This window comes from Micromonospora violae (assembly GCF_004217135.1).
In the GTDB taxonomy this organism is placed as follows: Bacteria; Actinomycetota; Actinomycetes; order Mycobacteriales; family Micromonosporaceae; genus Micromonospora; species Micromonospora violae.
In genome coordinates this window covers 3,638,058-3,662,683 of sequence record NZ_SHKK01000001.1, presented here as the reverse complement: position 1 = coordinate 3,662,683, position 24,626 = coordinate 3,638,058, and the positions used below count along the sequence as shown (strand labels likewise).

Annotated in this window: 20 protein-coding genes, 1 tRNA gene and 1 pseudogene; 15 read left to right on the top strand and 7 right to left on the bottom strand. The window is 70.4% G+C overall.

Going from position 1 to position 24,626, the window contains the following annotated elements:
• Positions 1–61: 61 nt before the first annotated feature.
• On the bottom strand, positions 62–541 hold the full coding sequence (locus tag EV382_RS16080; RefSeq protein ID WP_112582687.1) for an Lrp/AsnC family transcriptional regulator: 480 nt from the start codon (positions 539–541) through the stop codon (positions 62–64).
• Positions 542–624: 83 nt separating this feature from the next.
• Here EV382_RS16080 and EV382_RS16075 point away from each other — a divergent pair, with 83 nt between their 5' ends.
• Positions 625–1,803, top strand: coding sequence for a trans-sulfuration enzyme family protein (locus tag EV382_RS16075; protein ID WP_130402817.1), 1,179 nt, complete (start codon positions 625–627; stop codon positions 1,801–1,803).
• 4 nt (positions 1,804–1,807) lie between these two features.
• Here the strand turns inward: EV382_RS16075 and EV382_RS33505 are convergent, their stop codons facing one another.
• Positions 1,808–2,254, bottom strand: a complete 447-nt coding sequence (locus EV382_RS33505) for a hypothetical protein (RefSeq protein WP_244236717.1) — start codon at positions 2,252–2,254, stop codon at positions 1,808–1,810.
• A gap of 335 nt (positions 2,255–2,589) precedes the next feature.
• Positions 2,590–2,666: transfer RNA gene (locus tag EV382_RS16065), tRNA-Leu, on the bottom strand.
• Positions 2,667–2,771: 105 nt separating this feature from the next.
• Between EV382_RS16065 and EV382_RS16060 the strand changes: the two genes are divergently transcribed.
• The 8 genes from EV382_RS16060 to polA all read left to right on the top strand — a co-directional run bounded on the left by EV382_RS16060 (position 2,772) and on the right by polA (position 12,837).
• Entirely contained in the window at positions 2,772–3,395 is a 624-nt protein-coding gene (locus tag EV382_RS16060) for an ANTAR domain-containing response regulator (RefSeq protein WP_130402813.1), read from the top strand.
• Positions 3,396–3,461: 66 nt separating this feature from the next.
• The gene (locus EV382_RS16055) at positions 3,462–4,646 is read left to right on the top strand and encodes a hypothetical protein (protein WP_130402811.1); all 1,185 of its coding nucleotides are present in this window, start codon (positions 3,462–3,464) and stop codon (positions 4,644–4,646) included.
• A 363-nt stretch (positions 4,647–5,009) separates the two neighbouring features.
• Positions 5,010–6,161 (top strand): branched-chain amino acid ABC transporter substrate-binding protein, encoded by a 1,152-nt coding sequence (locus EV382_RS16050; protein WP_130402809.1) that lies wholly within the window; start codon positions 5,010–5,012, stop codon positions 6,159–6,161.
• A 69-nt stretch (positions 6,162–6,230) separates the two neighbouring features.
• Positions 6,231–7,214 carry a branched-chain amino acid ABC transporter permease gene (locus tag EV382_RS16045; RefSeq protein WP_130402807.1) on the top strand — a complete coding sequence of 328 codons (984 nt, stop codon included), beginning with the start codon at positions 6,231–6,233 and terminating at the stop codon, positions 7,212–7,214.
• Positions 7,211–8,368 (top strand): branched-chain amino acid ABC transporter permease, encoded by a 1,158-nt coding sequence (locus tag EV382_RS16040; RefSeq protein WP_130402805.1) that lies wholly within the window; start codon positions 7,211–7,213, stop codon positions 8,366–8,368. The genes EV382_RS16045 and EV382_RS16040 overlap by 4 nt, the downstream gene beginning before the upstream one ends.
• Positions 8,361–9,302, top strand: a complete 942-nt coding sequence (locus EV382_RS16035; protein ID WP_130402803.1) for an ABC transporter ATP-binding protein — start codon at positions 8,361–8,363, stop codon at positions 9,300–9,302. The genes EV382_RS16040 and EV382_RS16035 overlap by 8 nt, the downstream gene beginning before the upstream one ends.
• Positions 9,289–10,002 (top strand): ABC transporter ATP-binding protein, encoded by a 714-nt coding sequence (locus EV382_RS16030; protein WP_130402801.1) that lies wholly within the window; start codon positions 9,289–9,291, stop codon positions 10,000–10,002. The genes EV382_RS16035 and EV382_RS16030 overlap by 14 nt, the downstream gene beginning before the upstream one ends.
• A 135-nt stretch (positions 10,003–10,137) precedes the next feature.
• Positions 10,138–12,837, top strand: a complete 2,700-nt coding sequence (polA, locus tag EV382_RS16025; RefSeq protein ID WP_130402799.1) for a DNA polymerase I — start codon at positions 10,138–10,140, stop codon at positions 12,835–12,837.
• A 244-nt stretch (positions 12,838–13,081) separates the two neighbouring features.
• Here polA and EV382_RS16020 read toward each other — a convergent pair.
• From EV382_RS16020 to EV382_RS16010, 3 genes and pseudogenes are all read right to left on the bottom strand, one after another.
• Positions 13,082–13,426: pseudogene (locus tag EV382_RS16020) on the bottom strand (DUF3140 domain-containing protein); the annotation flags it as partial.
• Between the two features lie 36 nt (positions 13,427–13,462).
• Positions 13,463–14,065 carry a Uma2 family endonuclease gene (locus EV382_RS16015; RefSeq protein WP_244236716.1) on the bottom strand — a complete coding sequence of 201 codons (603 nt, stop codon included), beginning with the start codon at positions 14,063–14,065 and terminating at the stop codon, positions 13,463–13,465.
• Between the two features lie 57 nt (positions 14,066–14,122).
• Entirely contained in the window at positions 14,123–14,929 is an 807-nt protein-coding gene (locus tag EV382_RS16010; protein ID WP_130402795.1) for a class I SAM-dependent methyltransferase, read from the bottom strand.
• Between the two features lie 381 nt (positions 14,930–15,310).
• Between EV382_RS16010 and rpsA the strand changes: the two genes are divergently transcribed.
• Together rpsA and coaE are read left to right on the top strand one after the other, a co-directional pair.
• On the top strand, positions 15,311–16,822 hold the full coding sequence (rpsA, locus tag EV382_RS16005; RefSeq protein ID WP_130402793.1) for a 30S ribosomal protein S1: 1,512 nt from the start codon (positions 15,311–15,313) through the stop codon (positions 16,820–16,822).
• A gap of 144 nt (positions 16,823–16,966) precedes the next feature.
• Positions 16,967–18,148: a dephospho-CoA kinase gene (coaE, locus tag EV382_RS16000; protein WP_130402791.1), complete on the top strand. Its 1,182-nt coding sequence runs from the start codon at positions 16,967–16,969 to the stop codon at positions 18,146–18,148.
• 2 nt (positions 18,149–18,150) lie between these two features.
• Here coaE and EV382_RS15995 read toward each other — a convergent pair whose 3' ends face one another.
• Positions 18,151–19,731, bottom strand: coding sequence for a hypothetical protein (locus EV382_RS15995; protein WP_244236715.1), 1,581 nt, complete (start codon positions 19,729–19,731; stop codon positions 18,151–18,153).
• Between the two features lie 299 nt (positions 19,732–20,030).
• Between EV382_RS15995 and uvrB the strand changes: the two genes are divergently transcribed.
• From uvrB to EV382_RS15975, 4 genes are all read left to right on the top strand, one after another.
• Positions 20,031–22,136, top strand: coding sequence for an excinuclease ABC subunit UvrB (gene uvrB / locus EV382_RS15990; protein WP_130402789.1), 2,106 nt, complete (start codon positions 20,031–20,033; stop codon positions 22,134–22,136).
• 75 nt (positions 22,137–22,211) lie between these two features.
• Entirely contained in the window at positions 22,212–23,030 is an 819-nt protein-coding gene (locus EV382_RS15985) for an AraC family transcriptional regulator (protein ID WP_244236714.1), read from the top strand.
• 118 nt (positions 23,031–23,148) lie between these two features.
• Complete coding sequence (locus tag EV382_RS15980) at positions 23,149–23,517, top strand: VOC family protein (protein ID WP_130402787.1); 369 nt, start codon at positions 23,149–23,151, stop codon at positions 23,515–23,517.
• Positions 23,518–23,698: 181 nt separating this feature from the next.
• Positions 23,699–24,556, top strand: coding sequence for a helix-turn-helix domain-containing protein (locus tag EV382_RS15975; protein WP_130402785.1), 858 nt, complete (start codon positions 23,699–23,701; stop codon positions 24,554–24,556).
• Positions 24,557–24,626: the final 70 nt, after the last annotated feature.

Sequence of the window (24,626 nt, the reverse complement as noted above, 5' to 3'; positions counted from 1 at the left end):
ACCCGTCACCGACCGGCTTTGTTCCAGCATGCGGGTTTTCGTCAGCTACCTCACCCGCCGCTCACCCCATGCCGCGCGCCTGCTCGAAGATCAGGCTGGTCTGCGTGTGCTGCACCACCGGGTCGACCGCCAGGTGGTCCAGCACGAAGTCCCGCAACGCGTCACCGGACGCCGCCCGCACATGCAGCACGTAGTCCTCCGCGCCGGCCACGTGGAACACCGACACCACCCCCGGGAGTCGCACCGAACGGGCCCGGAACGCGTCCACCGCCGCCCGCTCGTGCGCGGTCAACCGCACCGACACCAGCGCCTGCAACGGCAGGCCGAGCGCCGCCGGATCCACCTCGGCGTGAAAACCGCGGATCGCACCGCGCTCGCGCAACGCCCGGGTACGCGTCAGGCACGTCGACGGCGCCACGCCCACCCGCTCGGCGAGGGCGTTGTTCGGCAGCCGGCCATCCGCGGCCAGCTCGGTCAGGATCGCGCGGTCCACCTCGTCCAGGGCCGGATACGGCCGCAGATCATTCGGCTCAGGGGGCATACCGCCATCCTCGCCCGAACCCAGCACGTAAACCAACCCACCGCACAGAATGATCTGCCGATCTGTTGCCTATTCGCAGGTGGATGTTCGACGCTACCGCCATGACAACGATGGACACCCGGGCCGTACACGCCGGTCGCGACGACCTCCGCACCCTCGGCGTGCACGTCCCACCCATCGACCTGTCCACCACCAACCCGCTGCCCTCCGTCGACGACGGCGGCGCCGCGTACGAACACCTCGCCACCGGCGGCACCCTCCCCACCGATGGCACCGCCGTCTACCAACGGCTCTGGAACCCCACCGTCGCCCGCTTCGAAACCGCCCTCGCCGAGATGGAAGGCACCACCCAGGCCGTCGCCTTCGCCAGCGGCATGGCCGCCCTCACCGCCACCCTCCTCGCCGCCACCCGCGACGACCGCCGGCACGTCGTCGCCGTGCGACCCCTCTACGGCGGCACCGACCACGTCCTCGCCACCGGCCTGCTCGGCACCACCGTCACCTGGACGCGCCCCGACGAGGTCGCCGCCGCCATCCGCCCCGACACCGCACTGGTCATCGTCGAGACCCCCGCCAACCCCACCCTCGACCTGGTCGACATCGCCGCCCTCACCGCCGCGGCCGGCGACGTCCCGCTGCTGGTCGACAACACCGTCGCCACCCCCGTCCTGCAACAACCCGCCCGCCACGGCGCCGCCCTCGTCCTGCACAGCGCCACCAAGAGCATCGGCGGGCACGGCGACGTCCTCGCCGGAGTCGTCGCCTGCGACGACACCTGGGCCGCACGCCTACGCCAGGTCCGCGCGGTCACCGGCGCGATCCTGCACCCCCTCGGCGGCTACCTGCTGCACCGCGGCCTGCAAACCCTGCCGCTGCGGGTCCGCGCCCAACAGGCCACCGCCGAGAAACTCGCCGGCTGGCTCACCGCCCACCCCGCCGTACACCGGGTGCACCACCCCTCGGTGCACGACCCCGCGGCGCTGGTCGGGCGGCAGATGGCCGGACCCGGCAGCCTGCTCGCCTTCGAGGTACGCGGCGGCGCGCCCGCCGCGACAACCGTCGCCGGCGCCTGCCGGCTCATCACCCACGCGGTCTCCCTCGGCGGCGTCGACACCCTCATCCAGCACCCCGCCTCACTCACCCACCGGCCGGTCGAGGGCGACGCCAAACCCGCCGCCGCCCTGCTGCGCCTCTCGGTCGGCCTGGAAGACCCCGAGGACCTCCGCGCCGACCTCGCGCACGCCCTCGACACGATCGCCTGACCGGTCAGGACTTCGGGCCGACGTGCCGGTCCAGCGTGGCGACCGCGTCGCGTCGCGCCACCGACAACGAGTTGCGCCGGTTCATCCGCCAGGTGACGCCGAGCAGGTCGAGGCTCCACTGACAGAGCCCCATGATGTCGGCCGACTCGTTGACGAACAGGTAGCGCGGGTAGACGTACACCTTGCCGCGCACGGTCACCCGGTTGGCGAACCGGCAGCCGTCGGAGTGGAACAAGCCACGGAGGAAGTCACCCGGATGCGTCGCGACGATGTCCCGTTGCCAACCAGCGAGGATGATCGGACGCTCGTGTTTCTTGCCGGGACCGTGCTGCGGGAGCAGGCACGGCCAGTGCTTGCCGGAGCTCTGCACGCTGACGCAACCAGGCTGCTGGGCGCGCTGGACCTTCGCCACGAGCACCTGCCGCATGCTGGTGTCGCACGCCTCGATCAAGCCCGGCCACCTACTGCTGCAAGCGATGCGCAGCACCGGCACCCGTGCGGAGGTGACGAGATGCCCGTCGCCCAGGTAGAGACCGAGCAGGTAGAGGTATGCAGACGGATCTGTCTGATTCCTGACCTCGGGCCGGCAGCGAAAGCACCGAAGCTCGCTGACGGACCTTCCCGGCTCGACCTGGTGCTTGCACCAGCCCCTGACCGTCGCGTACGGAAGTCTCAGACGTCTGGCAACCTCGGCGACGGTACTGCCGGCGAGGTGCTGCTGACGCGCACGAACGCGTAATTCAGGTGGATGCACACGACGACTTTGGAACAGCCGTACGACACTTTTGGTGCCCCCGGTGGGATTCGAACCCACACTGTCGGAGGTTTGAGCTCCGCTTCTCTGCCGGTTGGAATACGGGGACGCTTGGCCGAATGCTCTGGTGGCCTCCCATAGGTTACCTACTACGCTGAGGGCGGCGACACCCGGTCGGGTTGGTGTCGGCTTATGACTGGTGGGGGTAGGGCTGGTGGCTGAGATGCCGACGGATGCCGAGCGCAGGCGCGTACTGATCGCCGAGGACGAGGCGCTGATCCGGCTGGACCTCGCCGAGATGCTGGTCGAAGAGGGTTACGAGGTGGTGGGGGAGGCCGGTGACGGTGAGACGGCCGTGCGCCTCGCCGAGGAGTTGAAGCCCGATCTCGTCATCCTCGACATCAAGATGCCGATCATGGATGGGCTGGCCGCCGCCGAGCGCATCGCCGGTGCCCGGATCGCCCCGGTGATCATTCTGACCGCGTTCAGCCAGCGTGATCTGGTGGAGCGGGCGCGGGCGGCGGGCGCGATGGCGTACCTGGTGAAGCCCTTCCAGAAGAGTGACCTGGTCCCGGCGGTGGAGATCGCGCTGTCGCGGTACTCGGAGGTCGCGGCCCTGGAGGCGGAGGTCGCGAGCCTGACCGACCGCCTGGAGATCCGTAAGTCGGTGGAGCGCGCCAAGGGCGCGCTGATGACCACGTACGGGATGACCGAGCCGCAGGCGTTCAAGTGGATCCAGCGCACCGCGATGGACCACCGGATGACCATGAAGGAGGTCGCCGAGCGGATCCTCGCGGAGACCGCCGGTGGCGAGGTGTCGCAGCAACCGACCGTCTGAGCGGTCCCGGTGACAACGGCCAGTTCCGGGGCATCCTGCGTGGTGTGTGGTGGTTAGCATCGACGGGTGTCCGTCCGACGGGTGATCGCGGTGTTCGGCCTCGTCGCGCTGCTGCTCGCGGGGTGCGACGGGCCGGGCGCGCAGAGCGGTGCGGGGTCGACGACCGCCGCCGCGCCGCTGCGGCCGGGTTGGCAGGCGCTGACGTTGCCGGCGCCGCCGGGCGGCCCGGGTCGCCCGCTGGTGCGGGACGCGGCCTCGTGCGCGGGCCGGTGGTTCGTGGTCGGTGGCGTCGTCGACGCCGAGGGTGGCACTCGTCCGGCGGCCTGGACCAGCGTGGATGGTACGACGTGGACGGTGCTGTCGGTGCGTCCGGATTCCTTCTACGGGCGGCAGAATGTGTTCCTGTCGGCGGCCTGCCGCGACGGGCAGGTGGCGCTGATCGGCGCGAAGGTCGGCGGTGCGCACGGCTATCCGCGGGTGAGCACGTGGCGGCAGGTGGCCGACGGCGCGTTGGTCGAGGTGCAGGCGCCGTTCGAGACGTACGGCGGGCCGACGGCGGTGAACGTGTCCCGCCTGGCGGCCGGTCCGCAGGGTTGGTTGATCGTCGGTAACCGGTCGGCGGGTGCCGCGTCCTGGGTGGCGGCACCGGACGCGGCGGAGTTCGCGCTGGTCGAGGGTGCGCCCGAGCTGGCCAGTGACGCGGTGGGGGTGACCTGGGCGTTCGACGCGGTGGCGACGCCGTCGGGGTGGCTGGCGGTCGGTGGTTTGCTGCCGGCGGGCCGGATCGACCGTGACCCGGCGGTGTGGTCGTCACCGGATGGCCGGTCGTGGCGGCGCACGGTGTTGCCCGGCGGTTCGGAGTACGAGGAGTTGCAGCGGGTGGTGCTGGCCGATGGTGTGCCGGTGGCGGTCGGGCTGCGCGGGGGGACGTTCGGCGTGTGGCGGCAGGAGGCCGCGGGTTGGGTCGCCGTCGGGACGTTCGGGCGGCGGGCTGGGGGCGGGGTGCCGGGGGTGGGGTCGCTGGTGTCGTCCGAAGGCAGCCTGTTCGCCGCGGTGACGGATGGGGCGCGGCATTCGGTGTGGGTGTCGACCGACCGTGGTGGGTCGTGGCGGGAGGCGACGATGCCACTGGATGTGCCGGCCGGCGTTGATCGGGACGTGACGCTGGTGGCGGTGGGTGACCGGTGGTGGTTGGCGGCGGACGACGGCACGCGGGCCGGGTTGTGGTGGGCGGCCGGCTCGGGGGCCTGACCGTCGATGTCGCGGTGATGCCTTTTCCCACAGTGTGGTCGGCTGACGTTTCCGCAGGTCAGTCGGCTATTTGACGGGTGTGCGTGGTCCGGCTGGGCGCGGGTGGACTCCGACTGGGCGACGGTTTAAGGACCAACTGGCGGATTCACCTGTTACGGGCATCGACATGATTGCCCACGTCTTCGTAACGGTTTCGCAGACCCCGCCTTCAGGCCTTCCGGGACGGTATGTCGTGTCGGTACGCTCCGCCATCACGAGCCGTAACGCAGGGGGCATCCCTGCGGGGTGGGTGGAATTGCGGTCAGCTGCTGTCGCCGTCACGTCGGGTCAGCCGCGTCCGTATCTCGAGGAGGTCAGGAAGCCGTGAGGCGAAGCTATGTACGGGCGCTGGGTACCGTAGCGCTCGCCGCGACCCTGGTGGTTGCGGCTGGTTGCCAGGATTCCGGTGGCGGCGATGGTGGGACCGCGTCGGGCGACTGCGGTGGCAAGATTGCGATCTTCGGTGCGTTCACGGGTGACAACGCGGGTCTGGTGATCCCGTCGCTCAACGGCGCGAAGCTGGCCGTGAAGCAGTTCAACGCGGCGAACCCGGACTGCAAGGTCACCATGCAGGAGTTCGACACCCAGGGTGACCCTGCGGTGGCGACCCCGTTCGCGAACCAGATCGCGGGGGACAACTCGTTCCTCGGTGTCATCGGTGGTCACTTCTCCGGTGAGTCGGACGCGACGATGCCGATCTACCAGGCTGCCGGCCTGGCGATGGTCAGCCCGTCGGCGACCCGCACGGACCTGACCCAGAAGGGCAACACGTCCTTCTACCGGGTGGTCGGTCACGACGGCACCCAGGCCGGTGCCGTGGCCAGCTACATGAAGTCCCAGAACGCGCAGAAGGTCTTCATGGTCGATGACGCCAGCGCGTACGGCGCGGGCATCACCGAGGAGCTGGGCAAGCAGCTCGGCCCGCTGGTCGTGAACAAGGACAAGATCCAGGAGCGGCAGGCGCAGTTCGACGCCACCATCTCCAAGATCAAGTCCGCGCAGGCCGACTTCGTCTTCTACGGCGGTTACACCCGTGAGGCCGCTCCGCTGGTGAAGCAGATGCGTGCCGCTGGCGTCACCGCCAAGTTCGTGGGCCCGGACGGTCTCTACGACACCGCGTTCCCGAAGGGTGCCTCCGGCGGTGCCGAGGGCGCGATCATCACCTGCCCCTGCCTCCCGGCTGACAAGGCTGGCGGCACCTTCTCGGCTGACTACCAGAAGGAGTACAACATCCCGCCGGGCTCCTACGGTGCGGAGGGCTTCGACGGCGCGCAGATCTACCTGGACGCCTTCAAGGCTGGCAAGAAGACCCGGGCGGACATCCTCGCGTTCGTGAAGTCGTACGACAAGCAGGGTGTGTCGAAGTACATCAAGTTCGACTCCAAGGGTGACGTCGACCCGACCAAGGTCGTCATCTGGGCCTACCAGATCAAGGGCGAGTCCATCGAAGCGCTGCAGGAGCTCAAGCTCAACTGACGCCCCACGCAATGGAATGCGGCCGGGGTGTACCACACCCCGGCCGCATTCGATTCAAGGAGACCCCCGGTGCATTTCGATGAACTGATCGGCCATCTCGGCCAGCACACGGTCGACGGCCTGTCCAAGGGTGCGATCTATGCCCTGATCGCCCTCGGCTACACCCTCGTCTATGGCGTTCTTCGCCTCATCAACTTCGCCCACTCCGAGGTGTTCATGGTCGGTACCTTCGCGGTGCTGATCCTCTGGAACCAGCTCGGGGTCGAAAATAACCCGCCGGTCGGCCAGGCGATCCTGTTCCTGGTGCTCGGACTGGTCGTCGCGGCGGCCGCCTCGGGCGGTACGGCTCTGGCGCTCGAACGGGTCGCGTACCGGCCGTTGCGTCGCAAGAACGCGCCGCCGCTGATCTTCCTGATCACCGCGATCGGTCTGTCGCTGGTGTTCGTGGAGCTCTTCGGGCAGGTGCTGCCCAAGCTGCTCGGTGGTGCGTTGCCGGATGTGTTCGGCCGGCCCCGGCAGATCGTCGGTATGCCGACGATCATTCAGCAGGAAACCCTGTTCACCATCGGCAACACCGCGATCACGAACATCCAGTTGATCGTCTTTGTGGCGGCCGTGGCGATGATGGCCGTGCTGGACTGGTTCATCAACCGCACCCGGTACGGCCGGGGTGTGCGGGCGGTGGCCCAGAACCCGGAGACGGCCGCGCTGATGGGTGTCAACCAGGAGCGCGTGATCATGCTGATCTTCGTGCTCGGTGGCATCATGGCCGGCGCCGCGGCGCTGTTGTGGAGCATGCGGTTCGGGTTCACCCAGAACAGCATCGGCTTCGTGCTCGGCCTGAAGGCGTTCACCGCCGCCGTGCTCGGTGGCATCGGCAACCTGCGCGGCGCGCTGCTGGGTGGTCTCTTCCTCGGCATCGTCGAGGTTTACGGCGCCACGCTCTTCGCGTCCAACTGGGAGGACGTCATCGCCTTCGTGGTGCTGATCGTGGTGCTGATGTTCCGGCCCACCGGCCTGTTGGGTGAGTCGCTCGGGAGGGCCCGCGCATGATCGACAAGATTCGCTCCGCAGACAGCCGCCGGGTCGGCGTGCTGCACGCCATCGGCGACCGCTGGCGGGCGCTGACGAAGTGGCAGCAGGCCCTCGGGCTGGTCGCCTTCGTGGCGATCCTCTATTACCTGCCGTTGCTGGGCATCCCGGGTCTGACCTGGTTGCGTACCGACTCGATCGAGGGTGGTAACAACTGGGCGGGTGTGCTCTTCGTCTGTGCCATCTACGTGCTGGTCGCGATCGGCCTGAACGTGGTGGTCGGTCTCGCCGGCCTGCTCGACCTGGGCTACATCGGCTTCTTCGCCATCGGGGCGTACAGCGTGGCGCTGTTCGGTTCGGTGAACTCGCCGGTGGTGAAGTGGATCCAGCAGGAGTTCAACCTGCCGCCGACCTGGGCGGTGACCTGGGCGATCTGCCTGTTCATCGCGATCGTGCTGACGATGATCTCCGGGGTGCTGCTGGGTTGGCCGACGCTGCGCCTGCGCGGTGACTACCTGGCCATCGTGACGCTGGGCTTCGGCGAGATCATCCGGATCGTGGCCCGTAACGCCACCGGGCTGACCAACGGCCCGGTCGGCATCTCGGCCATCCCCGGCCCGGAGGGCGCGCCGTCGCCGGACAACAAGGTCTTCGGTCTGATCGACGCGAAGCCCTGGTACTGGTTGGCGATCACGTTCGTGCTGATCATGGTGTTCCTGGTCCGTCGGCTGGAGCACAGCCGGGTCGGCCGGGCCTGGTTGGCCGTGCGGGAGGACGAGGACGCCGCCGCGGTGATGGGCGTGTACCCGTTCAAGTTCAAGCTCTGGGCGTTCGCCATCGGTGCGGCGCTCGGTGGCCTGTCGGGCTTCCTGTTCGGCAGCCGGAACGCGTTCATCGACCCGACCCAGTTCAACGCGAACCTGTCCATCCTGTTCGTGGCCATGGTGGTGGTCGGTGGCTCCGGCAACATGATCGGCGTCTCGCTCGGCGCCGTGTTGCTGGCGTACCTGCCCGAGCGGTTCCGTGACTTCGCCGACTACCGCTGGCTGGTGTTCGGTCTGGCCATGGTGCTGGTGATGATCCTGCGTCCGCAGGGCCTGGTCCCGAGCCGGCGGCGTGCCCGCGAGTTGAAGGACCGCGCGGCAGAGGCAGAGGAGGCGCCCGCTCATGTCTGACCAGACCACCAGCACCAGCACGCCGAAGATCCCGACTCAGGCGGGCCCGCGGACGGTCCTGCTCGAAGTCGACGACGTCACGCTCCGCTTCGGCGGCGTGGTCGCCCTCGATAAGATCAATTTCCAGATCTACGAGGGCGAGATTCTCGGCCTCATCGGGCCCAACGGCGCCGGCAAGACCACCAGCTTCAACGTGATGACCGGGGTCTACAAGCCGACGTCCGGTGCGGTCCGGTTCCGCGGCCAGCGGGTGACCGGCCGCAAGCCGCACCAGATCAGCCAGTTGGGCATCTCCCGGACGTTCCAGAACATCCGGCTCTTCCCGGAGATGACGGCGCTCGAGAACGTGATGGTCGGGACCGACTCCCGGCACAAGACGAGCGTGCCCGGGGCGCTGTTCCGGCTCTACCGGGTGCGGCCCAGGCCGGAGGAGTTGCCGAAGGTCACCGCCGCGTCCGGGATCGTCCGGACCTGGCAGCAGGTGCGCCTCTCGGCCGCCAAGATCTTCGGCCTGTCCCGGCACATCCTGGAGGAGCGGGCGGCCGAGAACAAGGCGCTCGAGCTGCTCCGCTTCGTCGGGATCGCCGACCGGGCCAACGACGAGGCGCGCAACCTGCCGTACGGCTACCAGCGTCGGTTGGAGATCGCCCGCGCGTTGGCCACCGAGCCGAAGCTGATCTGCCTGGACGAGCCGGCCGCCGGCTTCAACCCGGCGGAGAAGGAGGAGCTCCTCACCCTGATCCGCAATATCCGTGACATGGGGCTGACCGTCCTGCTCATCGAGCACGACATGCGGCTGGTCATGGGAGTCACCGACCGGATCGTGGTGCTGGAGTTCGGCCGCAAGATCGCCGAGGGTGCGCCCGCGGAGGTCAGCCGCGATCCGAAGGTGATCGCCGCGTACCTGGGGGAGCCCGCCGATGACGCTGCTTGAGATGGAGAACGTGGCCGTCGCGTACGGCCGGATCGAGGCGCTGCACGGGATCAGCCTCACCGTCAACGAGGGTGAGGTGGTGGCCCTGATCGGCGCGAACGGCGCCGGGAAGACCACCACCATGCGGGCCATCTCCGGAACCCGGTCGCTGTCCGGCGGGAAGATCACGTTCAACGGTGAGGACATCAGCAAGCTCCGGGCCGACCTGCGGGTGGTCCGGGGGCTGTGTCAGTCGCCGGAGGGGCGGCAGATCTTCCCGGGTATGACGGTGATGGAGAACCTGGACATGGGGGCGTACACCCGGCGGGACTCCGCCGGCATCGCCGCCGACCTGGACCGGGTGCTGACCCTCTTCCCGCGCCTGGCCGAGCGGCGCAAGCAGGCCGGTGGCACCCTCTCCGGCGGCGAGCAGCAGATGCTCGCGGTCGGTCGGGCGCTGATGAGCCGACCGAAGCTGCTGCTGCTCGACGAGCCGTCGATGGGGTTGGCCCCGCTGGTGATCCGGCAGATCTTCGACATCATCACGGAGATCAACCAGCAGGGCACCACGATCCTGCTGGTGGAGCAGAACGCCCAGCAGGCGTTGTCGCGGGCACACCGCGGCTACGTGCTGGAGACCGGTCGGATCGTGAAGGAGGGGTCCGGTCAGGACCTGCTGCACGATCCGTCGGTCAAGGAGGCGTACCTCGGCGTGGCCTGAGCCACCCGGACGGCGGCCGGTCCTCCCCTCGCGGGGGTGGCCGGCCGCCGGCGTTCGGGGCGGCGGTCGTCTCGACCGCGCGGCACCCCGTGCCGAGGGCCGGGGATGTCGGTGCGACGGACTAGAGTCGCTGCCGTGACAGCTACGACACCGCGCCTTCTTCTCGTCGACGGACACTCCATGGCATACCGGGCGTTCTTCGCCCTGCCGGTGGAGAACTTCTCCACCACGACGGGGCAGCCGACCAACGCGGTGTACGGCTTCACCTCGATGCTGATCAACGTGCTGCGCGACGAGCAGCCCACCCACATCGTGGTGGCCTTCGACGTCTCCCGCCGGTCCTTCCGCACCGACAAGTACGCGGAGTACAAGGCCGGCCGCAGCGAGACCCCGACCGACTTCAAGGGTCAGGTCAGCCTGGTCAAGGAGGTCCTGGCCGCGCTGCAGATCCCGGTGGTCGAGAAAGAGGGCTTCGAGGCCGACGACGTGATCGCCACGCTCGCCTGCCAGGCCCGCGACCAGGGCATGTCGGTGCTGATCAGCAGCGGTGACCGCGACGCGTTCCAGCTGGTCGACGACCAGATCACCGTCCTCTACCCGCGCAAGGGCGTCTCCGACCTGGCCCGGATGGACCCGGCCGCGATCGAGGCGAAGTACGGCGTCGCGCCCCAGCAGTACCGCGACCTCGCCGCGCTGGTCGGCGAGACCAGCGACAACCTGCCCGGCATCCCGGGCGTCGGCCCGAAGACCGCCGCCAAGTGGATCACCACGTACGGCGGGGTGGAGGGCGTGATCGCCCGAGCCGACGAGATCAAGGGCAAGGCCGGCGACAGCCTGCGCGAGCGGCTCGCCGACGTGATCCGCAACTACGAGATCAACCGCCTGATCGCCGACCTGGAGCTGCCGCTGCGCCCGGAGGACACCCGCTGGACGGGCTGGGACCGGGAGGCGGTGCACCAGGTCTTCGACACCCTGGAGTTCCGCATCCTGCGCGACCGGCTCTACCAGTACCTGGAGGCGGTCGAGCCGGAGGCCGAGTCCGGTTTCGACCTCGCTGGCGAGGTGCTCACCGAGCCCGGCGCGTTGGCCGGATGGCTGAGCGCGCACGTCCCGACCGGCACCCCGGTCGGGCTGGCGGTCAAACTCGACACCGGCCCCAACCGCCGGCACACCGCCTCGATCACCGGTCTCGCGCTGGCCACCGCCGGTGGCGCGGCGGCCTGGGTCGACCCGGCGCGGCTCGACCCGACCGACGAGGGCGCCCTGGCCGGCTGGTTGGCCGACGCGCAGCGCCCCAAGGTGCTGCACGACAGCAAGCCGGCCGTGCTGGCCTGCGCGGCGCACGGCTGGCAGCTGACCGGAATCGTCCGCGACACCCAGATCGCCGCGTACCTGGCCCGCCCCGACCAGCGGTCCTACGACCTGACCGACCTGGCGCTGCGCTACCTGCACCGGGAGCTGCGGGTCGACGTCCCGGAGTCCGGCCAGCTCACCCTCGACGGGCTCGGCGACGAAGGGGTGGCCGAGCAGAACCTGATGCTGCAGGCCCGGGCCACGCTCGACCTGGCCGACGCGATCGACGCCGAGCTGTCCCGCGACGGCGAGCAGTCCGCCCGGCTGATGGCCGGCGTGGAGCTGCCGTTGATGCGGGTGCTGGCCACCATGGAGAGCACCGGCATCGCCGCCGACACCGACTACCTGTCCGAGCTGGAGGCCCACTTCGCCGCCGAGGTGAAGGCCGCCGCGCAGGGGGCGTACGAGGCGGTGGGTCGGGAGTTCAACCTCGGCTCACCCAAGCAGTTGCAGGAGATCCTCTTCACCGAGCTGGGTCTGCCGAAGACCAAGAAGATCAAGACGGGTTACACCACCGACGCCGACGCCCTGCAGTGGCTCTACGCGCAGCAGCCGCATGCGGTGTTGGCCCACCTGCTGCGCCACCGGGACGTGGCCAAGCTCAAGTCGACAGTCGACGGGCTGCTCAAGTCGGTCTCCGACGACGGTCGGATCCACACCACCTTCAACCAGACGGTGGCGGCCACCGGTCGGCTCTCCTCCACCGAGCCGAACCTGCAGAACATCCCGATCCGCACCGAGGAGGGCCGTCGCATCCGGCGGGCCTTCGTGGTGGGGGAGGGCTACGAGTGCCTGCTCACCGCCGACTACAGCCAGATCGAGATGCGCATCATGGCGCACCTCAGCTCGGACGACGCGCTGATCGACGCGTTCAACTCCGGCGCGGACTTCCACGCCGCCACCGCCTCGTCGGTCTTCGGGGTGCCACTCGACGAGGTCACCCCCGACCAGCGCCGCAAGATCAAGGCAATGAACTACGGTCTGGCGTACGGGCTCAGCGCCTTCGGCCTGTCCCAGCAGCTCAGCATCAGTACCGAAGAGGCGCGCGGGCTGATGGAGAACTACTTCGCCGGCTTCGGCGGGGTGCGCGACTACCTCCAGCAGGTGGTCGCAAGGGCCCGTCAGGACGGCTACACCTCGACCATCCTGGGTCGCCGGCGTTACCTCCCCGACCTGGTCAGCGACAACCGGCAGCGCCGTGACATCGCCGAGCGGATGGCGCTCAACGCCCCCATCCAGGGTTCCGCCGCCGACATCATCAAGGTGGCCATGCTGCACGTCGACACCGCGCTCGGCGAGGCCGGTCTGCGCTCACGGATGCTGTTGCAGGTGCACGACGAGTTGGTCTTCGAGGTCGCCCCGGGTGAGCGGGAGGCGGTGGAGGCGCTGGTCCGGCGGGAGATGGGCGGGGCGTACCCGCTGTCGGTGCCGCTGGAGGTGTCGGTCGGTCTGGGCCGGGACTGGAACAGCGCTGATCACTGATTTCTGGTTGGTTTCGGTGGGGGGTTTCCGGGGCAGCCCGACCCGCTTCGGGCGGTCAGGCTTGATCCCTGCGCGGGTCGGGCTGCCCCGGAAACCCTGACCCGGTCGATCTGGTCGCGGCCGTCGCCGTGGGGGTGTGATCTGGTCATGCAGGTCGCGGCCGTCGCAGTGAGGGTTGGATCCGGTCATGCTGGTTGCGGCCGACGGCGTGCGGGCGTGATCTGGTTTGGCTCGGTGGTGGTTACTTGAGGGGGTCGTGGCCCCAGTTCATGAGGGACCAGCGCCACTTGGTGTCGCGGACGTTGCCGGAGGGGCGCTGCGCCATGTGCCGGCGTACGTAGCCGACGACCTTGCGCATGTGCTGGTAGTCGCCCTCGGACAGGTCACCGCGTTTGCGGCGGAGCAGGTTGATGATCTTCCGACCGGATTCGTGCCCGACGGACTCGCCACCACCCGTACGACCGCCCTTGTGCCAGCCGACCTGCTTCGACTCGTCGGTCTCCAGCCAGGTGGACAGCTCACCGGGTTTCATGTTCACCGCCTCGGTGAACTCCCGGTAGGTGTCGCGGCCATCGTCGCTTCTGCTCATGGCGCTCGGCTACCCGAGCCGGCCGGGGCGAAACGACTACGGGGTGATCTCCGCGACCGGCAGCTTGATGTCGAACGGCTCGGCCAGCTCGATCACGTCGGCACCGTCGGCGACCAGCTCGTACTGCCGCTCGCCGCCCGGCCCCACCCGGTCGCCGATCCGGTACGCGTAGACGTGCACCGGGTCCTGCTCGATCCGCCAGTAGAACGGGATGCCGGCCGCGGCGTACTCACCGGGTTTCGCGAACCGGTCGATCCGTCGCGTGCCCGGCGAGACGATCTCCACGGCGAGCACCACGTCCGCAGGCCGGAGGACGGACTGGGAGGGAGCCACTCCGGCCCGCCGTAGGAGCACGTCCGGCTGCCGGCTCGTATTGGGACTCAGCCCGACTCCGACGGCCTGCACGACCCGGAGGTCGGCCGGTACGTGTTGCAGCAGCCAGTGCGCCAGCAGCAGTGAGATGTCTTGATGGCCCAGGGTGGGGGAGGGTGTCACCTGGATAACTCCGTCGACGAGTTCGACGCGGGGGGCGTCGTCCGGCAGGGTGAGCAGGTCCTCCAGCGTGTAGTCGGCACGCTGCTGCCGCATCGGATCCGGACACCAGGGGCCAGGTGGTGTCGGGATGGGCTCGGCGCTCATGGAGTCGAGCCTACCGGCGATCGATGGCTACCAGGTCGGACCACGGGTGCGACGCGCTCACCCGGCGGGCTTCTCGGTGACGAAGATGGCGGTGCCGGGGAAGAGTCGTCCGCGCAGTGGGCTCCACTGCCCCCAGATCCCCTCGTGCCCCTCCGGCCACTCCGGCTCCACCAGGTCCAGCAGCCGGAACCCGGCGCCGACCAGCTCGCGGATCCGGTCGCCGAGGGTGCGGTGCTGCTCGACGTAGGTGGCCACGCCGGTCTCGTCCTGCTCCACGTAGGGGGAGCGGTCGAAGTACGAGTGCACCGCGGTCAGGCCGCCCTCGCCCGGGTCGTCGAGGAAGATCCACCGCATCGGGTGGGTCACCGAGAACACCCACCGGCCGCCCGGGCGCAGCACCCGGTGCACTTCGGCGAGCAGCGCCGCCGAGTCGTCCACGAACGGGATCGCGCCGAACGCGGTGCAGGCGACGTCGAACGACCGGTCGGCGAAGGGTAGGGCGAGCGCGTCGGCCTGCACCAGCGGTACGCGTACCCCGGTGCGGTCGGCGGCCTCGGCCGCGTGCCGCAACATGCCGGCGGACAGGTCGAAGGCGACCGGCCGGGCACCCTGGGTGGCGAGCCAGCGGGCGGCGGCCGCGGCGCCGGCGCCCACCTCCAGCACCCGTTGCCCCGACACGTCGCCGAGCAGTCGGGCGTCGGCCTCACGCAGGCCCTCGGGACACCACACGAAGTCCACGTCGCCGAGGAACGCGCCGTGTTCGGCCTGGTAGTCGTCGGCGTCGGTGTCCCACCAGCCGCGGTTGGCGCGCCGGGCCTCGGCGTCACCCACCCGGCGCCGGGTCACCCGGCTGTCGTCATCCACGCGCTCACGCTAGGCCCCACCCGCCTCATTGGGTACGGCGACGCGTCCACGATCTGCGTGACCGGCCGGCGGGACGGCTGGGGCTGCTGTGACGCAGGAGACAGCAGGGGTGGTTTCCGGGCGATTGTTCGGCTTTCGCAGGTCATCGCACGGAGAGAACCCGGGAGGGCTTGCACGCTGTGGTAATGCGCACGGTAGGCTAGACGATGCGCTCGCGGATCGTGTTGCCTCGGCAGGGAGCAGGTGCGCGGTCGACGGAGTCACATCATGATCTCACTAGGCGATCGTTCGGTGTGCCCGGCGACGGATCCGCTGGCGCGAACAGGTCACCGCGACACACCAGCCTGCTGTGACAACCCACCGACCGGAGCAACCGCCCACATGACGAGCAGCATCGAGGCCCCCTCGAGCGCCACCCGGGTCACCCACGACGATCTCGGTTCCGAGGAGGCTTTCCTCGCCGCGATCGACGAGACCATCAAGTACTTCAACGACGGCGACATTGTCGAAGGCACCGTCGTCAAGGTCGATCGGGACGAGGTCCTGCTCGACATCGGCTACAAGACCGAGGGTGTCATCCCCTCTCGGGAGTTGTCGATCAAGCACGACGTGGACCCCGCCGAGGTTGTGACGGTTGGCGACCACATCGAGGCCCTTGTCCTCCAGAAGGAGGACAAGGAGGGTCGTCTGATCCTCTCCAAGAAGCGGGCACAGTACGAGCGGGCCTGGGGCACGATCGAGAAGATCAAGGACGAGGACGGCGTCGTCCGCGGTTCGGTCATCGAGGTGGTCAAGGGCGGCCTCATCCTCGACATCGGGCTGCGCGGCTTCCTGCCCGCGTCCCTGGTCGAGATGCGTCGTGTGCGCGACCTGCAGCCGTACGTCGGGCGGGAGCTCGAGGCCAAGATCATCGAGCTGGACAAGAACCGCAACAACGTGGTCCTGTCCCGCCGGGCCTGGCTGGAGCAGACGCAGTCCGAGGTGCGCACCGAGTTCCTCAACAAGCTGCAGAAGGGCCAGGTCCGCAAGGGCGTCGTGTCCTCGATCGTCAACTTCGGCGCCTTCGTGGACCTGGGCGGCGTCGACGGTCTGGTGCACGTCTCCGAGCTGTCCTGGAAGCACATCGACCACCCGTCCGAGGTCGTCGAGGTGGGCCAGGAGGTCGAGGTCGAGGTCCTGGACGTCGACCTGGACCGCGAGCGGGTCTCGCTGTCGCTGAAGGCGACCCAGGAGGACCCGTGGCGGCAGTTCGCCCGCACCCACGCGATCCAGCAGATCGTTCCGGGTAAGGTCACCAAGCTGGTGCCGTTCGGTGCGTTCGTCCGGGTGGACGACGGCATCGAGGGTCTGGTCCACATCTCCGAGCTGGCCGAGCGCCACGTGGAGATCCCGGAGCAGGTCGTCCAGGTTGGTTCCGAGGTCATGGTCAAGGTCATCGACATCGACCTGGAGCGCCGCCGGATCTCGCTGTCGCTCAAGCAGGCCAACGAGGGCTTCGTCGAGGGCGAGGAGCACTTCGACCCGACCCTCTACGGCATGGCCGCGACGTACGACACCGAGGGCAACTACATCTACCCCGAGGGCTTCGACCCGGAGACGGGCGAGTGGCTCGAGGGGTACGACAAGCAGCGCGAGACCTGGGAGAACCAGTACGCCGAGGCTCGTCAGCGCTGGGAGGCCCACACCAAGCAGGTGCAGACCTCTCGGGCCGCCGACGCCGAGGCTGCCGCCAACCCGACTCCGGCCGTTCCGGCCGCTGGCGGCACCGGTGGCGGTGGCACCACCTCCTCGTCCAGCCCGGCCCCGAGCCGGCAGGCCGAGGAGCCGGCCGGCACCCTGGCCACCGACGAGGCGCTCGCCGCACTGCGGGAGAAGCTCGCCGGCGGTAAGTGACCCGCTGAACGACGACGGGCCCCGTCCCCGCGATCTCCGGATCGTTGGGGGCGGGGCCCTCGCCGTACCCGCCGCACACCGGGGCTGAGCCGCAGGCCCGAGCCGGGTTTGGCGACGGGCTTGTGGATCCGGTTGACTGTCCGGGTGCTGAGGGTGGGGTTGACCGGCGGGATCGGGTCGGGCAAGAGCGCGGTGGCCGCGCGTCTCGTCGAGCGGGGCGCGGTGCTCATCGACGCCGACCGGGTGGCCCGGGAGGTGGTCGCGCAGGGCACGGACGGGCTGGCCGAGGTCGTCGCCGCCTTCTCCGACGCGGTGCTGGACGCCGACGGCGCACTGGACCGTGCCGCGTTGGGTGCGGTGGTGTTCGCCGACGAGACGGCCCGACGTCGGTTGGAGGCGATCACCCACCCCCGGGTCCGGGCCCGCACCGCGGAGCTGGCCGCCGCGGCGGCGCCCGACGCGATCGTCGTCAACGACGTGCCGCTGCTGGTCGAGGTGGGCCTCGCGCCGACGTACCACCTGGTGGTCGTGGTGCAGACGGCCGTGCCGACCCGGCTGGAGCGGCTGGCGCGCGACCGGGGGATGAGTCGCGCGGAGGCCGAGCGGAGGATCGCCGCCCAGGCCGACGACGCCCGCCGCCGGGCGGCCGCGGACGTGGTGCTGACCAACGACGGGACCCTCGCCACGCTGCACGACGCCGTCGACGCGCTCTGGAAACAGCGGCTGGTGCCCTACGAGGACAACCTGCGCCAGCGGCGGGTGGTCCCGCCCCGCCCGGTCGAGGTGGCCGGGGCCGACCCGAGCTGGCCGCAGCAGTACGCGCGGCTGGCCGCCCGGATCCAGCACGCGCTCGGCTCGGCCGCCCTACGGGTCGATCACATCGGTTCGACGGCGGTGCCCGGCCTGGCCGCGCAGAACGTCATCGACGTGCAGGTGGCGGTCTCCAGCCTCGCCGACGCTGACGGGCCGTTGGCCGATCGGCTGGCGAACGCCGGTTTTCCCCGGGTACCGGGGCAGTGGTGGGATGACCCGCGCCCGGCCGGCAGCGGGCGGTGGGAGAAGCGGCTGCACGGCAGCGCGGACCCGGGCCGCCCGGTTCGGCTGCACGTGCGGGTGGCGGACTCGCCGGGTTGGCGCTACGCGCTGCTGGTGCGCGACTACCTGCGTGCCGACCCGGATCAGCGGGCGGCGTACCTGCTGCTCAAGCGCGACCTGGTCGACGCGGCACCGGAGGCCGGCGAGTCCGGCACGGCCCGGAACCCGTGGTTCGACGAGGAGTACCTGCGGGCCGAGCAGTGGGCCGCGCAGACCGACTGGCAGCCCTGAGGTCAGCGGGTACCGGGCCGAGGAGCCGGCGGCCGAGGGGCGGCGGGCCGGGGGTTGGCAGCCAGTCGGGGTACGACGGCGGGTTGAAGATCCAGGTGTGCCCAGGCGCCGGCGTCGGTACGCAACTCGAGCCGGCGCAGGAATCCGTCCCGGTCGATCCAGTAGCGCAGCCGCGCTCGGGCCGGACCCGACTCGATGACGTCCACGGTCCGTCCGGCGGCGACGTCGTCGCGTACCCGCACGGCCGCGCCACGGTGCCCGACCGACCCGGCGGTTACCGCGGCGTCGACCAGCACGCTCAGGTCGTCCTGGCCGGGTCGGGAGACCCTCCAGCCCCCGGACGGGGCCGGCAGCGGCGGCCGGGCCGGGGCCTCCGCGGTGCTCCCGCCGACAGCGACCGCCGGCAGCTCTGTCCGGGCCAGGCCGGCGGCGTCGCGTCGCAGCAGGACCCGACGATCAGGTACGCCGAGGTCGGCGACCGCGAGGTACGCGGTACGCGCGGTCCAGCTCACCCAGCCCGCGCCGCGCAGGTTCGTGTCGGTGCCCGTCGGCGCGGTCAGCGTCACCGTGGCGCCACCCTGGGCGCGGAGCCGGGCCGGCAACCGGTCCAACCGGCGCTGCTCGGCGTCGGTCAGCGCCCGGGGCAGGCCGGGCCGGCCGCCGAGCGCGTCGACCGGTCGTAGGGTTGGCCGGTCCGCCCGGTTGAAGATCATCGTGACCGGGCCGGTGCCGGGTAGCTGGGTCACCAGCTTGTGCAGCCGGGCGTCCTGGTCGAGCCAGTACCGGGTCTGCCCGTCCGGGGCGGGCGTCGCGGCGCTGGGGGCGCCGGACGCCGTGGTGGCGGCCGGCGCGCGGGTAGGCAGGGGTGCCGCTATGACGTCCAGTGGGCCGACCGGCGCGGCCTCCCGGGCGAGCCACCGCGCGCCGTCCGACGGTGCCGTGCGGGTCGCATCGGGGCGGTCGGCGGCGAGATCGAGGAGCAGGTCGAGTACCGGTGCCAGGTGTGCCCCGGGTGCCAGTCGGTGCAGCCGCCAGCGGTCCGCCGGGGGCACCAGCGGTGGTGCGGCGGGAGTGGGCACCGCCGCCGGGTCGGGCCGGATCACCAGCACCCGACCGCTCTTCTGCAGCAGCCCGCGTTCCGCGCCCGCGCCCGGTCCGCCCACGTCGAGGTAGAGCAGCGACCGGGACCAGTCCACCCACCCGACCAGCTCGATGCGGGCCGCGCCGGTGCCGGCCGTGACGCGGACGCCGGCGCGGAGATCGCGCAGGTTGGTGACCCGTACGGCGGCCAGCCGCTCGCCCTCTGCCACGGTCAGCGGCCGGGCCGGCTCGGGCGGTTCGGGCGCCCAGCTCAACAACCCGAGCACCAGCGCCGTCGCGGACGTCACCGCCGTCAGAGCGAGCAACAGCAGCACCGTACGCCGACGGCGGCCGGCCGGGGCCGGGCCGGTGGTGTCGGTGGTGTCCGGGACGTCGTCGCCGTGGGTGGCCTCGCGGGCGCCGGTGGGCCGGCTGGCCGTCGAGGCGCCGCCGGCCGGGCCGGTGCGGGCGGTGTCGGGCGCCGGGGTCGCAGAGGTGTCCACCGAGAGGAAACGGGCGAGGAGGCACCGGGGTGACGAGCAGGGGCGCTCGCGGCGGCCGGTCTGCGCCTCACGCGCGACCACACGGGTGCGCACGCCGGACGCGCCGGGTGCTGCGACCGCAGTGCCGGGGGCGACCGGCCGTGATGACGGCCTGGCCACCGGCCCGGTCGGCCGCCGCGAGCGGCCTACATGAAGAGGGTAGTCCCGGTGACATGGGCCACACAATGGGAATATTGAAGCCGATCACGTACCCGCCGTGACCGCCGTTCCTGTCGGACCTGCGGCGTACCGTTGATGGCATGGCGCTCGACATTCCCCGGCTCGACAGCCGTTTCCAGGTCGTCAGTGAGTTCCAGCCGGCTGGCGACCAACCGACCGCGATCGACGACCTTGAGCGTCGGGTTCGGCGCGGCGACCGCAACAGCGTGCTGCTCGGCGCGACCGGCACCGGCAAGAGCGCCACCACGGCGTGGCTGATCGAGCGGCTGCAACGCCCCACCCTGGTGCTCGCCCCGAACAAGACGCTCTGTGCGCAGTTGGCCAAGGAGTTCAGCGAGCTGCTGCCGCACAACGCCGTCGAATACTTCGTGTCGTACTACGACTACTACCAGCCTGAGGCCTACATCCCGCAGACCGACACCTACATCGAGAAGGATTCCTCGATCAACGAGGAGGTGGAGCGGCTGCGGCATTCGGCGACGATGTCGCTGCTCACCCGCCGCGACGTGATCGTGGTGGCGACCGTCTCGGCGATCTACGGTCTCGGCACCCCGGAGGAATACCTCGACCGGGCGGTGAAGGTGCAGGTCGGCCAGGAGCTCGACCGGGACCAGCTGCTGCGCCGGCTGGTCGATATCCAGTACAGCCGCAACGACATGGCCTTCCAGCGCGGCACCTTCCGGGTCCGCGGCGACACCCTGGAGATCATCCCGGCGTACGAGGAGTTGGCGGTCCGCATCGAGCTCTTCGGCGACGAGGTGGAGAAGCTCTACTACCTCAACCCGTTGACCGGTGACGTGGTCCGCGAGGTCGACCAGCTGGTGATCTTCCCGGCCACGCACTACGCGGCGGGTCCGGAGCGGATGGAACGGGCGATCCGCGACATCGAGGTGGAGTTGGCCGAGCGGCTCGCCGAGCTGGAGCGGCAGGGCAAGCTGCTGGAGGCGCAGCGGCTGCGGATGCGCACCACGTACGACATCGAGATGATGCGGCAGGTGGGCTTCTGCTCCGGCATCGAGAACTACTCGATGCACATGGACGGGCGGTTGCCCGGCAGCCCGCCGCACTGCCTGCTCGACTACTTCCCCGACGACTTCCTCACCGTGGTCGACGAGTCGCACGTGACCATTCCGCAGATCGGCGGCATGTACGAGGGCGACGCGTCGCGCAAGCGGATGCTCATCGACCACGGCTTCCGGCTGCCCAGCGCGGCCGACAACCGGCCGTTGCGCTTCGACGAGTTCCTGGAGCGGGTCGGCCAGATGGTCTTCCTCTCCGCGACGCCCGGCACCTGGGAGATGGAGCAGGCTCAGGGCGAGTTCGTCGAGCAGGTGATCCGACCCACCGGTCTGGTCGACCCGGAGGTCGTGATCAAGCCGACCAAGGGCCAGATCGACGACCTGATGCACGAGATCAAGCTGCGGACCGACCGGGATGAGCGGGTGCTGGTCACCACGCTGACCAAGAAGATGGCCGAGGACCTGTCCGACTACCTGCTGGAGAACGGCATCCGGGTGCGCTACCTGCACTCGGAGGTCGACACGTTGCGCCGGGTGGAGCTGCTGCGTGAGCTGCGCAAGGGCGACTACGACGTGCTCGTCGGCATCAACCTGCTCCGCGAAGGTCTGGACCTGCCCGAGGTGTCGCTGGTGGCGATCCTCGACGCCGACAAGGAGGGCTTCCTGCGCAGCGGCCGGTCGCTGATCCAGACCATCGGGCGGGCCGCCCGTAACGTCTCCGGTCAGGTGCACATGTACGCCGACAAGATCACCCCGTCGATGGCGGCGGCGATCGACGAGACCGACCGGCGTCGGGCCAAGCAGATCGCGCACAACGAGGCGCACGGCATCAGCCCGGAGCCGCTGCGCAAGAAGATCCACGACATCTTGGACGACATCTACCGCGAAGCGGAGGACACGGAGAACTCCCGGGTCGGGGGGGCGGTGCGTCAGCTCTCCCGCGGTAAGGCGCCGGTCAAGGAGACCCGCAGCCGGAGCCGGTCCGCCGCCACCACCTCGCGGGAGGGGATGGCCCGCGCCGACCTCGCCCAGCTCATCCAGGAGCTCAACGACCAGATGTTGGCCGCCGCCCGCGAGCTGCAGTTCGAGTTGGCGGCCCGGATCCGCGACGAGGTCTCCGACCTGAAGAAGGAGCTGCGCGGCATGGACGCCGCCGGCGTGAAGTGACGGCCTTCCCCGGTCGGCCACGCCCAGCGTTCCGCTCGGGTCCGGCCGGCCGGGGCATCCGAAGGGTGGGCCCGGTTGACGGCGGTCGTGCCGATCGGTGAGGTCGTCCTCGGGCTGCCCGACGCCAGCCTGCGGCCGTTCGTCGACCGGTACGTGGGCTACCGGGAACGGGCGGACGTGCCTCTGGTGCGTCGGGAGTCGGCGGGCGTCTTCGTGGTGCTGATCCTGGGCTGGGGCGCGCCGCTGGACGTGACCGACCCGCGCAGCGCGGAGCGCGGCGTCACCGCTGTCGACTCGTTCGTGGCCGGCACCTTCGACAGTTGGTGCACCACCCGCACGCTGGGTGTGGGGGAGGGCGTCGAGTTGCTGCTCGCCCCCCTGACCGCGCGCCGGCTCCTCGGCCTGCCACTGAGCGAGCTGACCAACCGGGCCGTCGGCGTGGGGCAGCTCCCGGGTCGCTGGTTGGACCGGTTGCGCGGCCAGCTCGCCGAGGCCCCCGGCTGGCCGGAGCGGTTCGCCCTGCTCGACCGGGTGCTCGCCGGCCGGCTGGCGGCGTCCCCGCCGGTGGACCCGCGACTCGACTGGGCGTGGCGGTGGCTCGTGACCAGCGGCGGGCGGGGAAGCGTCGGTGTGCTCGCCGACGAGTTGGGCTGGAGCCGGCGGCACCTCGCGTCCCGGTTCCGGCAGGAGGTCGGGTTGCCGCCCAAGATGGCCGCCCGGCTGCTGCGTTTCCAGCAGGCGCACGCCGTGTCGACCCAGTTCGGGGCGACCGGGCGGGCGGTCGACTGGGCCGCGGTGGCGGCGGGCTGCGGTTACTACGACCAGTCCCACCTGATCCGGGACTTCCACCAGTTCGCGGGGGCGACGCCGGCCGCGCTGCTCGCCGCCCGGTGACGACGACCGGTTGACCGGCGGTGGCGATGGCGACCGGTTGACCGGCGGTCGCGATGGCAGCCGGCCGAGGTCACATTCGTCCAATCCGGATCCGCGTCGCCGGCCGCAGAATCGGGTCATGCGAACCATCTATCCGATCTTCCGTTATCCCGATCCCCGGGCCGCGATCGACTGGCTCGGCGCCGCCTTCGGTTTCCGGGTGCACGCCGTGCACGAGGCGCCGGACGGCACGGTCGCGCACGCGGAGCTGATCCTCGACACCGGCATGATCATGTTGGGTGCTCGGGCCGACAGCAGACCTCGCCCGGCCGACGACGACTGGTCGGTCTACGTGGCCGTGGCGGACGTCGACGCGCACTGCGCCCAGGCCCGCGCGGCCGGTGCCGAGATCACCCGGGAGCCGTTCGACACCGACTACGGTTCCCGTGACTACGCCGCCCGCGACCTGGCCGGCAACGTCTGGTCCTTCGGCACCTACCGACCCTGATACCCCGCAGCGCCGGCCGGGAGGCCCGACTGCCCGGCCGGCAACCGCCGCTGACCTGCCACGACGAGGCGTACGACCGGCCCGTCCGGGTGGCGGCACCGAATGCCTCGATTGCGGTGTGCGAGCGAACTATTGCACTGGGTTACCGTCCTGCGTAGTCTCCCTCGGTGGGGAGGCCGGGATGCCGCTGCCAACAAGTCCTGTCATTCGACGTGCACGTCTCGGCGCTGAGCTGCGCCAGCTCCGTCGGCGCGAGTCGCTGACCCTGGAGCAGGTCTGCGACCGGTTGGGTTGGGCCTCGACGTCGAAGCTGTCCCGCATCGAGCTGGGTCAGAGTCGTCCGGACCTCGCCGACGTGCTCGACCTGCTGGACGTCTACAAGGTGCCCACGCCCGCCCGGGAGGCGCTGATCGTCATCGCCCGGGACGCGGCGACCAGTCGCGGCTGGTGGAAGACGCTGGGCGAGATGAGCGAACGGCAGCGCACCTACGCCGAGTTGGAGGCGGGGGCCGCCGACATCGTCGAGTACCAGCCGTCGGTGGTGCCGGGGTTGCTCCAGACGCCCGCGTACGCCCGGGTACTGGTCACGGCCAGCGCCCAGCTCACGCCGGAGGTCGACGTGGAGGCCGAGGTGCGGGCCCGGGCGCTGCGGCAGGAGGTGCTGCGGCGGGCCTACCCGCCGCGCTACACCGCCGTGCTCGCCGAGGCGGTCTGCGACAGGGGTGACCTGCCGGAGGCGGTCTGGCGCGAACAGCTGCGGCATCTGGTCGCCGTGACCGGGCTGTCCCACGTCACGGTGCGGCTGTTGCCCCGCGGGGCGGCCGGTGGCGGGCTGCATCCGCTCACCCCGTACTCCTGTTATGCCTTTCCCGACCCGGCGGACCCGCGCACGGTGATGCTTGAAGCGTTGACCACCGACGTCCGGCTGGCCACCGTGCTCGACGTCGACCGCTATGAGCGGATGACCGAGGCGCTGCTGGCCGCGGCGCTGTCACCGGAGGAGACGGTCACCGTGCTGGCCCGTCGCGTCGGCGAGTGACGGTTGACCGGTGCCGACGGTGACGCGCCCGCGCGGCCACCGGGCCCGGCGCCCCCGAGCCCGTCGGGAC

Coding starts and splice junctions, on each gene's coding strand:
- EV382_RS16080 (WP_112582687.1), bottom strand. CDS start 541: ATGCCCCCTGAGCCGAATGATCTGCGGCCGTATCCGGCCCTGGACGAG.
- EV382_RS16075 (WP_130402817.1), top strand. CDS start 625: ATGTTCGACGCTACCGCCATGACAACGATGGACACCCGGGCCGTACAC.
- EV382_RS16040 (WP_130402805.1), top strand. CDS start 7,211: ATGATCGACAAGATTCGCTCCGCAGACAGCCGCCGGGTCGGCGTGCTG.
- EV382_RS16035 (WP_130402803.1), top strand. CDS start 8,361: ATGTCTGACCAGACCACCAGCACCAGCACGCCGAAGATCCCGACTCAG.
- EV382_RS16030 (WP_130402801.1), top strand. CDS start 9,289: ATGACGCTGCTTGAGATGGAGAACGTGGCCGTCGCGTACGGCCGGATC.
- EV382_RS16015 (WP_244236716.1), bottom strand. CDS start 14,065: ATGAGCGCCGAGCCCATCCCGACACCACCTGGCCCCTGGTGTCCGGAT.
- rpsA (WP_130402793.1), top strand. CDS start 15,311: ATGACGAGCAGCATCGAGGCCCCCTCGAGCGCCACCCGGGTCACCCAC.
- uvrB (WP_130402789.1), top strand. CDS start 20,031: ATGGCGCTCGACATTCCCCGGCTCGACAGCCGTTTCCAGGTCGTCAGT.
- EV382_RS15980 (WP_130402787.1), top strand. CDS start 23,149: ATGCGAACCATCTATCCGATCTTCCGTTATCCCGATCCCCGGGCCGCG.
- EV382_RS15975 (WP_130402785.1), top strand. CDS start 23,699: ATGCCGCTGCCAACAAGTCCTGTCATTCGACGTGCACGTCTCGGCGCT.